8 protein-coding genes, 1 other RNA gene and 4 pseudogenes are annotated in these 12,641 nt (G+C 37.3%); 6 read left to right on the top strand and 7 right to left on the bottom strand.

The window, feature by feature from the left end:
• Nucleotides 1-1,288: pseudogene (hemL, locus tag LZ575_RS07065) on the top strand (glutamate-1-semialdehyde 2,1-aminomutase).
• 283 nt (nt 1,289-1,571) lie between these two features.
• On the opposite strand, the gene LZ575_RS07060 reads toward hemL, so the two are convergent.
• Nucleotides 1,572-1,976 (bottom strand): thioesterase family protein, encoded by a 405-nt coding sequence (locus LZ575_RS07060; protein ID WP_235330050.1) that lies wholly within the window; start codon nt 1,974-1,976, stop codon nt 1,572-1,574.
• The gene (locus LZ575_RS07055) at nt 1,973-3,028 is read right to left on the bottom strand and encodes a glutaminyl-peptide cyclotransferase (RefSeq protein WP_235330049.1); all 1,056 of its coding nucleotides are present in this window, start codon (nt 3,026-3,028) and stop codon (nt 1,973-1,975) included. Before LZ575_RS07055 ends, LZ575_RS07060 begins: the two co-directional genes overlap by 4 nt.
• An 87-nt stretch (nt 3,029-3,115) precedes the next feature.
• Between LZ575_RS07055 and ffs the strand changes: the two genes are divergently transcribed.
• From ffs to fsa, 3 genes and pseudogenes are all read left to right on the top strand, one after another.
• Nucleotides 3,116-3,214, top strand: an RNA gene (ffs, locus tag LZ575_RS07050) — signal recognition particle sRNA small type.
• A 43-nt stretch (nt 3,215-3,257) separates the two neighbouring features.
• Nucleotides 3,258-4,078, top strand: a pseudogene (locus LZ575_RS07045) (SDR family oxidoreductase).
• Nucleotides 4,079-4,117: 39 nt separating this feature from the next.
• Nucleotides 4,118-4,771 (top strand): fructose-6-phosphate aldolase, encoded by a 654-nt coding sequence (gene fsa / locus LZ575_RS07040; protein ID WP_235330048.1) that lies wholly within the window; start codon nt 4,118-4,120, stop codon nt 4,769-4,771.
• 52 nt (nt 4,772-4,823) lie between these two features.
• On the opposite strand, the gene LZ575_RS07035 is transcribed toward fsa, so the two are convergent.
• Entirely contained in the window at nt 4,824-6,263 is a 1,440-nt protein-coding gene (locus LZ575_RS07035; protein ID WP_235330047.1) for a hypothetical protein, read from the bottom strand.
• 169 nt (nt 6,264-6,432) lie between these two features.
• On the opposite strand from LZ575_RS07035, the gene LZ575_RS07030 reads away from it, so the two are divergent.
• A complete protein-coding gene (locus LZ575_RS07030) occupies nt 6,433-8,064 on the top strand; it encodes an ABC-F family ATP-binding cassette domain-containing protein (protein ID WP_235330046.1) in 1,632 nt (543 codons plus the stop codon).
• A gap of 50 nt (nt 8,065-8,114) precedes the next feature.
• On the opposite strand, the gene LZ575_RS07025 is transcribed toward LZ575_RS07030, so the two are convergent.
• From LZ575_RS07025 to LZ575_RS23410, 3 genes are all read right to left on the bottom strand, one after another.
• Nucleotides 8,115-8,315, bottom strand: coding sequence for a hypothetical protein (locus LZ575_RS07025; protein WP_235330045.1), 201 nt, complete (start codon nt 8,313-8,315; stop codon nt 8,115-8,117).
• Nucleotides 8,305-8,568, bottom strand: a complete 264-nt coding sequence (locus tag LZ575_RS07020) for a putative signal transducing protein (RefSeq protein WP_235330044.1) — start codon at nt 8,566-8,568, stop codon at nt 8,305-8,307. The genes LZ575_RS07025 and LZ575_RS07020 overlap by 11 nt, the downstream gene beginning before the upstream one ends.
• Nucleotides 8,569-8,978: 410 nt before the next feature.
• Nucleotides 8,979-9,368 (bottom strand): hypothetical protein, encoded by a 390-nt coding sequence (locus LZ575_RS23410; RefSeq protein ID WP_311196014.1) that lies wholly within the window; start codon nt 9,366-9,368, stop codon nt 8,979-8,981.
• A gap of 192 nt (nt 9,369-9,560) precedes the next feature.
• Here LZ575_RS23410 and LZ575_RS07010 point away from each other — a divergent pair.
• A pseudogene (locus LZ575_RS07010) lies at nt 9,561-10,134 on the top strand (fasciclin domain-containing protein).
• A gap of 79 nt (nt 10,135-10,213) precedes the next feature.
• On the opposite strand, the pseudogene pheT reads toward LZ575_RS07010, so the two are convergent.
• Nucleotides 10,214-12,638: pseudogene (gene pheT / locus LZ575_RS07005) on the bottom strand (phenylalanine--tRNA ligase subunit beta).
• Between the last annotated feature and the right edge of the window lie 3 nt (nt 12,639-12,641).

Raw genomic sequence — 12,641 nt, 5'->3', positions numbered from 1 at the left:
ATGATATATAAGAGAAGTAGTGATTTATTTGCAGAAGCTCAAAAGGTAATTCCCGGTGGGGTTAACTCTCCTGTAAGGGCTTTTAATGCTGTAGGAGGACATCCGCTTTTTATAGAAAGAGCAATAGGTCCATATTTATATGATTCTGACGGAAATAAATTAATTGACTATATCAATTCCTGGGGGCCTATGATCCTGGGACATGCTCACAAACCTGTAGTAGAAGCTGTCATTGAACGTGCAAGAAAAGGAACTTCGTTTGGAACTCCCACTCAAATAGAGACAGAAATTGCTGAACTCGCAGTAAAAATGGTTCCTAATATTGAGAAAATAAGATTTGTTAATTCGGGAACCGAAGCTTGTATGAGTGCAGTAAGACTTGCCCGTGGCTTTACCGGAAGAGAAAAGATCATTAAGTTTGCTTAGCTGTTATCATGGCCACAGTGATTCCTTTTTAATTCAGGCAGGAAGTGGTGCGGTTACTTTTGGAACCCCCAATAGTCCTGGAGTAACAGAAGGTACAGCAAAAGATACTCTACTTGCTGCTTACAATGATTTGGAGAACGTAAAGGAAGTAATTGAGGCAAACAAGAATAAAATTGCCTGTATAATTCTGGAGCCTGTCGCAGGAAATATGGGTTGCATTCCTCCTGCTGAAGGTTTTTTGCAGGGTTTACGCAAACTTTGTGACGAAAACGAAATCCTGTTAATTTTTGATGAGGTAATGACAGGTTTTAGACTTGCTCCGGGAGGAGTTCAGGAACGAATGGGAGTTAAAGCTGATATTGTCACGTTTGGAAAGGTAATTGGCGGTGGTTTACCCGTCGGGGCCTTCGCAGGAAGAGCCGAAATTATGGATTACCTGGCTCCTGTAGGTCCCGTGTATCAGGCAGGAACCCTAAGTGGAAATCCGTTAGCAATGGCAGCCAGTCTAGCAATGCTAACAGAACTTAACGAGAACAGAGAGATCTACAAAAGCATTGATGAAAAGACGGAATATCTTCACCAGGGTATATACAAAGCCTTACAGGAAAATAATGTGACCCATACGATCAACAGAATGGGATCAATGATCTCTGTTCATTTTAATGATATACCGGTTACAGATTTTGTTACTGCAGCCAAAGCTAATAATGAAACCTTCAAAAAGTTTTTCCACGGTTTACTTGGAGAGGGAATTTATATAGCTCCCAGTGCCTTCGAAACCTGGTTTATTACAGAGGCGCTGACCTATGAAGATTTGGACACTACTATAGAAGCAGTTAGAAAAGTCGCGAAAACATTATAAAGGTTCCAGGTTTCAAGTTTCTGATTTCAGGTTTTTATACGGTCTTACAGGTTTGACTGCTTTGCAGAAGATATTAGTATTCCTTTCTGCACCCTGACCTAAGAATTAATAAGTAACTAAAATTGAATTTTAAATAAAATAAGTAATAACCATCTTCATAAAATAGTCAACTCTATTTAGGACTTTACAAACCTATAACCTATAACCTATAACCTATAACCTATAACAGTAACCTATAACCTATAACCTACAACCTACAACCTACAACCTATAACTAATACCCCTACCTCGTAAAAATCCTCAGCATCTCTTCTGTAATTTTCACGGGTTTTTTCGTTTCGTAATCCATCAGGCACCAGGTAGATTTTGCTTTTACAATAGTAGAATTATCTTTTTTGTTAAGGATATTGACATGCCTAACAGAGGTGACGTGCGTATGTTTGCCCACGAAAGTTTGTAGGAGGAGATCATCATCCAGAAACGCCTGATTCTTGTAATCTATCTCGTGCCGAATTACCACCCAAAAATATTTATCTAAAACATCTTTTCCTGCTCTTTGTTCCCAATGAGCTTTAGCAATATCCTGAATCCACTGTACATACCTCACATTATTTACGTGACGGTTTTGGTCCAGGTCCTCCTCGTTTACTTTCTTTTCCTGTTCAAAGACTTCTGGTGTAAAATTCATTTTTCTATAATTTCAACTTCAAATAATTTATCCCAGTTTTTTCCGGTTACGTATAACTTCTTCGTGGAAGGATTATAAGCAATTCCATTGAGAACATCAAGATTTTCATGTTGGGTTACTTTTTCCCTCAACCCATTGAAGTTTATTAGCCCTTCGATCGCCCCGTTTTCAGGATTAATAATAGCTACTCCGTCTTTTTGGTAAGTATTAGCATATATCTTTCCTTCCACCCATTCCAGTTCATTGAGTTGAGTAGAAATTGATTTATGAGTGGTGGGCTGAATATAAGTTTCTTCGGCAAGAGTTTGAGCGTTTAAGATCCAGATCTTCTCTGTGCCATCACTTTTATAAAATTGTTGACCGTCATTTGTTAGTCCCCAGCCTTCCTTACTTTGGTTGAATTTAAAGACACCTCCTCTTTTTAAAGTTTCAACATCGTAGATAAGGCCTTCCCCTTCATTCCACGTGAGTTGGTAAATTTTATTATTTAAAATAGAAATTCCTTCTCCAAAATATTTATCGGCCAAATCTACTTTTTGCAGGACCTCACCTGTCTCAAAATTCGTCTTTCTCAAGGAAGATTTTCCGTACTGCCCGGTACTTTCATACAAGGTGTCCCTAAAAAATTCAAGACCCTGGGTGTAAGCTGTTCGGTCGTGAGGAAAAGTGTTTACAATATTATAAGTATATACTTTAGGAGCCGTATTATTATATATTTTGATGGGAAGTTGTAGGGTATCTGCTTCTCCTTCAGAAAAAACAATTGTTCTTATTAATTGATTTCCGAGTTTTTGGTCCTGAAGGTTAAGCTGAAGGTTGTTTGACCCGGAAGAACTTGGCAGGATTTCATTTCCGAAGTAAAATCGGGTGGAATCAATTTTTCTTTCTTTCGGATTTTTTACGCTGATGTTTAGCGTCTCTCCAAGCTGAAATTCTCTTTTCGAAGAGTCAATTTCCAAAGAAAAATCAGATTTTTTTTTACCGGAATTACTTCCGCAGGAAAAGAGGAGAAGATTTAAAATAAACAGGCAGAGGAACTTAAGTTTAATCATGAAAAAGTGCTATTATACTTGGTGCTAAATTAAATAATTCAAATTAAAAAAGTCTTGTCAAATGTTGTAAAGATTGTATATTTGCAGCGGCAAGTCCCACACAACCAGCTCCTGCTGACTCCCCCAGGGCGGGAACGCAGCAAGGGTAAGTGGTCGTAGCGGTGTGATGTGGGTAGCTTGCCATTTTTTGTATCTGTATATTTTGATTTTTATCGCATCTTTGTGATCTATGAAAACAGATACTTCTTCCAAAGTAGTCCTTATTACCTAGGTGGTTCTTCAGGCATAGGAAAATCAATAGGTGAATACCTGTCAGCAAGAGATTTTAAAGTCTATGGTACCAGTCGAGCCCCTGAAAGAAATATAAATTCTCAATTCCCTTTGGTTGCCCTGGATGTGACTAAAAAAGAAACCATTATTTCTGCAGTTTCTGAAGTTATTGCAAGAGAAGGAAGGATAGACATTCTTATTAATAACGCCGGGATAGGAATTACCGGACCTATTGAAGAAACTCCCGATGAAGAGATAAGGAAAGCCTTTGATACAAATTATTTTGGTCCTTTAAACCTCATTAAAAAAGTCTTACCTCATATGAGGTCTCAGGGCGGCGGGCTTATCATAAATATAACGTCTATTGCAGGATATATGGGCCTTCCTTACCGCGGAATATATTCTGCAACCAAAGGAGCGTTAGAACTTACTACAGAAGCTTTTAGAATGGAGCTGAAGGATCATAATATAAAAATGACCAATATTGCACCAGGGGATTTCGCAACAAACATTGCTGCCGGAAGATATCACGCTCCTGTTCTGGACACTTCTCCTTATAAAAAAGCCTATTCCAGTACATTAAAGATCATGAACCAGCACGTGGATAGCGGCAAGGATCCCGAACTTATGGCAAAGGCTGTTTATAAAATTATTAAAACTGAAGATCCTAAGGGTCATTACAAAGTGGGGGAACCACTTCAAAAATTCTCGATTGCACTTAAGCGGATTTTACCCGATAAAGTCTATGAGAAAATGTTGCTTAAACATTATAAGTTGTAAATTTGTATTACAGCAAATCAACAGGCAAAAATATTAGCTATGAAATTTTTTATAGACACAGCAAACCTTGATCAAATTAGAGAGGCTCAAAACCTTGGGGTTCTGGATGGTGTTACTACAAATCCTTCTTTAATGGCAAAAGAAGGTATAAAAGGAAAAGAAAACATCCTCGAGCATTACAAGAAAATTTGTGAAATAGTAGATGGAGATTTAAGTGCAGAAGTTATAGCTGTAGATTTTGACGAGATAGTTAAAGAAGGAGAAGAACTTGCAGCTTTGCACAAGCAAATTATCGTAAAAGTTCCTATGATAAAAGAAGGAATTAAAGCTATAAAATATTTTAGTGATAAAGGGATAAAAACCAATTGTACCCTTGTATTTTCTGCGGGCCAGGCTTTACTGGCGGCAAAAGCAGGTGCAACTTATGTTTCACCCTTTATAGGAAGGCTGGATGATATTTCTACTAACGGGTTAAGTCTTATTGAGGAAATAAGGCTTATATATGATAATTACGGCTTTGAAACTCAAATTTTAGCGGCCTCTATTAGACATACGATGCACGTTATTGATTGTGCAAAAATTGGAGCCGATGTTATGACCGGACCTCTTTCTTCTATCGAAGGTTTATTAAAACATCCTTTGACAGATATTGGCCTTGAAAAATTTCTTTCAGATCACAGAGGAGGTAACTAAGAGAGAATAAATTTGAAATAGAAAAACCCTGAATATTTAGTTCAGGTTTTTTTTATGCCTTTTTATACGGAAATAATTCGTCCAGAAATTCTTCAATGTTATCTTCAAAATCGGGCGAATTTATTTGTGCGTCACCCTTAATTATTTTTCCAGACTGGTCTAAAAAAATGGATTTATAAAGATAAATTTTTAAGAGGTCTTCATTTAAACTTAAGACGTTCAGCTTATATTCATTGATCTCATTATAACCCTGGTCTGCAATTATATTGTGCCATTCTTCAAAATGATTTTTATCAATATTAATACCCACAAATTCCACCTCGGGAAATCTTTTCTTTAATTCCTCAATCCTTTTGTGTTGCCATTTGTAATGTGACTGGGAATTAACTGTCCAATGAAATGTAATCTTTGGTTTTGAAGAAATATCATTTAACAGGATAGTGTCTTTTTGGAAATTGAGAAGTTTTAATTCACCAATATTATTGCCTGGTAACAAACTATTTTGAATGCCTGCCATTTGTCTTAGGTCTGTCCTTCTGTCTCCAGTATAATTAACTTTATCCAACAGCTTTAGAATCGCAATAAGATCTTCAGTAGATTGGGAATATATAATTCCCTGGGCGGCAAACCGATCAATAAAATTGTTTTTTATTCTCTCGTTAAGGATTAAAGAATCAGCAAGGACAATACGACGTTCAAGATTTTCAAATTTTTCAAAATCCGCACAATCAGTTCCGGGTAAAGCATCTTCGCAGTACTCTAAAGATTTGATTCGTAAAAAATCATCCAGAAAATTTAAGTAGACATAATAGTCTTCCAATTTTTCATCATTAAAGGAGATTTCTTTCCGGTATTCGTGAAAATCAGAAGGAATATTTTTAATGGCATCCTTCCCCGAATATTTTCGAATAAGAAAGGCGTATCGCTCTCTTAAATCATAAAATTCATAATCAATACTGGCTTCAGCCAGGTCAAAAAACTCATTGGAAAATTTATATTTTTTATGAAGTTTATCCAAATGTTCTTTGCGCAAACTTCTTATAGAATCAGTCTTTTTGGAAAATTCTTCAGCGCCCAGCTTGAAACAGGAAAGGATGAGATTATTGTTTTCCTGATTGAGCAAATACATCCTGTTAAGATAATTGCTCTTCTCAGCTCCTTTGCCGCTAAAATTTAAGGATTCATCAAAGTCCAGAGTATTAAGAAGTACCAGCGTACTGTCTCCGGGTTCCAGGTACAAAATTTGATGTTCAGGGGGATGTTTAAAGACGTAGAGGCCTTTTTCTACCCCTATTAATTTACCTCCAAATTGATTTTTACTATTCAGAAAAAACGTGTCTACAACAACATCCTTTTTAAGTAGAACGACATATTTGCTAGTAGGGTTTACGATTAATCCTCCAAAGTAGACGTCATTGGCAGAAGATTTCTCTTTGTTGCAGGAAAAGCACATCATGAGCAACAGGAACACCAAAAGCGATCTTAATTTCATGTGGGGAATGAGGGTATTACCATTTAATGCAACACAAACAAATATATGTTGAGGACATGTTGCTGCCGTGTTAATCGTGAGTTAAAAGGATTATTTAAATTGTTAATCTTTTAGCAAGTGCGCAATTATACCTACTTTTGCAAAAATTTACAAGAGAAAAGGGAAAAATATGTTAACAGTTTCAAATCTTTCGGTGCAATTTGGAAAGCGGGTGTTGTTTGATGAGGTGAACACTACGTTTACCCAGGGGAATTGCTATGGAATTATAGGTGCCAATGGTGCCGGAAAATCTACTTTTTTAAATATCCTCTCAGGTAAGTCTGATCCTACCAGTGGAAGGGTTTTTCTTGAACCGGGAAAAAGAATGTCTGTTCTGGAACAAAATCATAACCTTTATGATGAACATCCGGTTCTTGAGACAGTAGTTATGGGAAATAAACCCCTATACAAGATCAAGAAGGAGATGGACGATATCTATGCTAAAGCTGATTTTAACGATGCTGATGGTGAGCGGGTAGGAGTGCTACAGGTAGAATTTGAAGAAATGGATGGCTGGAATGCCGACAGTAACGCTGCTTCTCTTCTTTCAAGTCTTGGTATAAAAGAAGAACTTCATTATAACCTGATGAAAGATCTTGACGGGCAGCAAAAGGTGAGGGTATTGCTCGCACAGGCACTTTTTGGAAATCCGGATGTTCTTATTATGGATGAGCCTACTAACGATTTGGATTATGAAGCAATAATCTGGCTGGAAAACTTTTTGGCCAATTATGAGAATACGGTAATTGTTGTTTCTCACGACCGTCACTTCCTGGATTCTGTTTGTACCCATATTTCTGATATTGATTTCGGAAAAATAAATCATTACAGCGGGAACTATACTTTCTGGTATGAGTCTTCTCAGTTAGCAGCAAGACAGCGATCCCAGCAGAATAAGAAAGCTGAAGAAAAGAAAAAGGAGTTACAGGAGTTTATTATGAGGTTTAGTGCAAACGTGGCTAAATCCAAGCAGGCGACCTCCCGTAAGAAAATGATTGAAAAATTAAACATAGAGGAGATTAAGCCTTCCAGTAGAAGGTATCCTGCTATAATTTTTGAAAGGGAAAGAGAAGCCGGGGATCAAATCTTAAATGTTGATGGGCTGGAAGCTTCTATTGAGGGAGAGACTCTGTTCAAAAATGTTGATCTTAATCTTAAGAAGGGCGATAAGGTTGTGGTATTCTCAAGGGACTCCCGGGCTACTACAGCTTTCTATGAGATCATTAACGGAAATCAAAAACCTGTTTCAGGTAAATTCTCCTGGGGAGTAACTACTAATCAGTCTTATTTGCCATTAGATAACTCGCAGTATTTTGATAATGATCTCACTCTGGTTGACTGGCTTAGACAATGGGCAAAAACCGATGAAGAACGTGAAGAAGTTTATATAAGAGGCTTCCTGGGGAAAATGATCTTTAGCGGGGAAGAGGCTCTCAAAACCTCAAGAGTACTGTCGGGAGGTGAAAAAGTACGCTGTATGTTGAGCCGAATGATGATGATGCGTGCTAACGTGTTAATGCTTGACGAACCAACTAACCATTTAGATCTGGAATCAATTACAGCCTTCAACAATTCGTTAAAGAATTTTAAAGGAACAGTGTTGTTTACTACACATGACCACGAATTTGCTCAAACTGTAGCTAATCGTGTTATAGAATTAACTCCTTCCGGTTTAATTGATAGGTATACTACCTTTGATGAGTATATGGATGACAAGAAATTAAAAGAGCTTCGGGATAAGATGTATGCTGTAGAAGCTTAATTTACTCGGAAGAAAAATAAGAAAAAGGATGTGCGTTAGTACATCCTTTTTTAATTTGTTCTGCTGTTGTTGTAATATTTCCAAAGATCGTATAACCCCAGTACAACAAATAATATTGCCAATACATAGCTGAAGGTTGATCCTTCTACGCTGTTGCTCAACACATATAATCTATAGGAGCCATAGATAACGAAAATGAGACCGAGGACAAGGTTCCACATATTTCTCCTGCCAGGTATCTTATTCTCCATCTCTAAACTCTTCGTTATTATAATCGTTTGGAAAAGTTGTTCTTGCAATTTTTAATGCTTCATCGTAATGTGAATTTACGACGAAAAGCAGTACCTGCCCGGGCATACCTCCTCCAAACCCTGCGCGAAGACCAGAGTCAAAATCATTGCGTACTCTTGATGAAATACCCGCTTTGTCAAAAAGCTGCTGTAGGTATTGCACATTAACATCAGATCCTGTATAAACTCTTTTGTAATTATCCTCTGTATCCATAGTATGTATTTATTTAACTAAAATACATATTAGACCTGATAAGAATGGGGACTTTAGAGAGAGTTTAACGTTAAGCGTTGTAATACTTGCTTTGCCAGATGGCCGAGCTGAAGTTTTTTCCGCATTTAAAGCCGTAGAAGATTGCAAGGCCAGTTACCCACTTGAACATAAAAAAGAAAATAATAATAAATTCTGTTGTAGACTTTTCCTTTCCAAAAAGGCTATCGGGTACCATAGTTGCAAATAGAAAACTTAATATTAAAAGGAAAAACATGAAATTCTCCAGGTGACGAAAAGGCCACATGAGCAATTTTCTAAAGGGGTGAAGATCTTTACCCCACGAATGAATTAAATAATAATAGTCATTACCAATAGGAGCGAACAAAAGTGGATCATCTGTATTCTCCAGCCTAAAAAGACTGGCTAAGTGCCATAAGCTTAAAACCTTTCAGATTAATATTATGTTTTTTTTCCAGTTCTTTAATCTTTATAACCGCTTCATAGGGAAACTCTCCCTTATATAGCGCAGAATTCAGGAACCGAAGTCTATAGATGGTACAAATTTGCTCTATGTCAGATATATGAAAGATCTGATTGCCTTCAAGTTTATCAATTATAAAGTTATTGGAAATAATTTCACCGCCGTCATTATAGTTGGTCAATTCCTTTAGGACCAATTCATCTTTAATGCTTTCCCTGGCAATAATATCCTTTACCTGTTGCAACAAGCTCTGTTCAGAAATACGCTTGTTACGGTTAAGAAGAAGTTTTTCGGGTATATGTGTGCGACGCAGTTTCATCCTCAATTGCATAAAGCAACTAATTTAAAGAATTGAGGCTGAACAAACAAAGCAACAAAAGTTAATTTAATTGAAGATAATTATAAGGTTCTTCTCCAGGTACTACAGCTGTTAATCCTGTGCTAATTTTTAATGCAATTATAATTTGTTTAATAATAACAAGATATCTTTAAACAAAATAAACTATGTATTATGAAAAATTTTAAATTATTTACTCTTTCGTTAATGGTTATGGCTCTTTCCTTTGGTAATGCTATGCTTGCCCAGGATATGAAACAAAAAACCAAAATGGTTGGTGGGGCAGAGATGTACCCCTCAAAAAACATTGTAGAAAATGCTGCGAATTCAAAGGATCACACAACTTTGGTTGCTGCTGTAAAGGCTGCTGATCTGGCAGTTGTTCTCCAGGGAAATGGACCTTTTACTGTTTTTGCACCTACTAACGCTGCTTTTGCAAAATTACCCGGTGGTACTGTTGAGACTTTGTTGAAACCTGAAAACAAGAACATGCTTCAGGGGATTTTAACCTACCACGTTATTGCTTAGTGATTTTAAGGCAGGAGATGTTGTTGCGGCAATTAAGAAAAGTAATGGAACAGCAACTTTTAAAACAGTGAACGGAACAGAGTTAAAAGCTATGATGGATGGAAAAAATGTTAAGATCCAGGATGCTGCCGGAAATGTTGCGACGGTAACAATGGCAGATGTTAACCAGTCTAATGGTGTTATTCACGTAATCGATACGGTACTATTACCAGGTAAATAGTACCTGCCATAAATTTAAATTAATAAAGTCCTTTCCTGAATTATCAGGAAAGGACTTTTTTAATTTATCGAAGTTATAATTACCTCAGTTCAGCCTGAAGTTCAGTTTCAAATCGCTGCTGCAGTTTTTTCATAACCTTATCTACCTGGTTATCTGTAAGAGTTTTGTGCTCATCCTGGAACATAAAACTTATTGCATAACTTTTTTTGCCTTCAGGAAGGTTTTTGCCCTGGTATACATCAAAGAGATTAACTTCTTTTAATAATTTTTTTCCGTTTGAAGTGCAATATCTTCAATTTGTTCATACGGGATAGCATTATCCAATAGCAGTGCAAAATCCCTACGTACCATTGGAAACCGTGGGATAGCGCTGAATTTTATCTTTTGTGCCCTGGCTGTTTCCAGGATCAGGTCCCAGTTAAGATCGGCATACAGGACTTCCTGCTCTATATCAAAATGCTTTAGAACAGACTTTTTGACAACCCCAAATTCCCCCAGTTTTGATTTTCCATAAGAAATGGATGATCCTTCAGAAAGAACATCGGTTTTAAAACTGCCAAATTTAAGTTCATTAATTCCGAGTCGGCTAAATAAACTCTCCAAAGTTCCTTTCAGAAAAAAGAAGTTTCCCTTTGAGTAAAGCATTCCAGCGTTCAGCACTTCTGCTACTAGTAACAAAAACACAAAGATGCTTGTTCTCCTGCCTGCCGTTTTCGTAATTGTGATAGCTTTTTCCGAATTCAAACAGTTTTAGGTCACTCTGCTTTCTATTAATGTTGTAACTCACTGTTTCAAGGCCCGAGAATAACAAAGATTGCCGCATGACCGACAGGTCCTGGCTCAATGGGTTTAGAATATTGACATTATATTCTTCTTTTATTTGTTCGCTTAGTTTAACATAGGTAAGTGAAGTGAGTGAGTTTGCCATGGTTTCATGGAAGCCCTGCCCAATTAATTGATTCGCAATTACGTTCTGCATTTTATAATCCTCAAATTTTGAAGAATTGGAGACAGAAGCATTAAATTTTGAGCCAAATTCAATATTGTTGTAACCGTAAATTCTTAGAATTTCTTCAATAACATCTGCCTCCCGTTGAACATCTACCCGATATGAAGGAATGGTTAATCCCATTCCTGTTTCGGTTACATTGTTTACCCTTATCTCCAGGGAAGCAAGAATCGACTTAATGGTTTCCTGTGCCAGGTTTTGGCCTATAAGTTTATTTACTTTCTCAAAAGTGAGGAATACCTGGAAATCTTCAATTTTCCTAAAATAAAGATCGTCTATGTCGCTGGTAATTTCTCCATTAAGCGAGCTCCTTAATAAGCAGAGCAGCTCTTTTTATAGCATATTCTGTAATAGTAGGGTCTATTCCTCTTTCGTATCTAAAAGAGGCATCTGTGCTCAGCCCGTGCCTTTTTGCAGATTTCCTAATGCTCACGGGATTAAAATATGCGCTCTCTAAGAATAATTTAGTGGTATCTTTTGAAACTCCACTGCCCAGTCCTCCAAAAATACCTGCAAGTGCGAGAGGCTTTTCTGTATCACAAATCATCAGGTCCTCTTCGTGCAGTTCTCTCTCTACTTCATCAAGAGTTGTAAATTTTGTTCCGGCAGGAAGCGTTTTTACGTGAATTTCCCTGCCGGTAATTTTATCCGCATCAAAAAAGTGGAGCGGCTGGCCCAATTCGTGCATCACGTAATTGGATATATCCACAATGTTGTTTTTTGAATTGATCCCTATTGCTTTTAATCTGTTCTGAAGCCACTTAGGAGATTCCTTAACTGTTACTCCGGACATTGTTAATCCACAATATCGTGGTGCCAAAGAAGAGTCCTGAATATGAATTGGAATTCTGAAGCTTCTACTGTCTACGTGAAAACTGCTTACTGAAGGTGTAATTAATTCGAGACTAAGATCCTGTTGCTGGTAACCTGCTTTTAAGTCTCTTGCCACTCCCCAGTGGCTCATAGCATCCGCCCTGTTGGGAGTAAGACCTATTTCAATAACATGATCATTTTCGACTTCAAAGAGATCTGAAACAGGAGTACCGGGATGAAGATCTGGTTTTAGAACCATTATGCCTTCATGGCTGCCTCCCAGACCCAATTCCTTTTCTGAACATACCATTCCTTCACTTACTTCCCCACGAATTTTGCCCTTTTTAATTTCCCAGCTTTCTCCTTTTTCATCATATAATAGAGTCCCTATAGTAGCCACTGGTACTTTTTGACCTTCAGCAATATTGGGTGCTCCACAAACAATTTGCAGAAGTTCTCCCTTTCCTACCTCTATTTTTGTTAACTGAAGCCTGTCAGCATTGGGATGAGGGTCACAAGAAAGTACATGACCAACTACAACACCTTCCAGACCTCCTTTGATACTTTGGAACTTATTAATTCCCTCTACCTCAAGTCCAAGATCAGTAAGTAATTCTCCTGTTTTTTCAGGATCATTGGGTAATTTAATGAATTGTTTAAGCCAGTTGTATGAAATTTTCATTGG

The sequence above is a fragment of the Antarcticibacterium sp. 1MA-6-2 genome, assembly GCF_021535135.1.
In the GTDB taxonomy this organism is placed as follows: domain Bacteria; phylum Bacteroidota; class Bacteroidia; order Flavobacteriales; family Flavobacteriaceae; genus Gillisia.
Note: the sequence above shows the minus strand (reverse complement) of the source record. Positions and strands in the feature narration are given on the sequence as shown.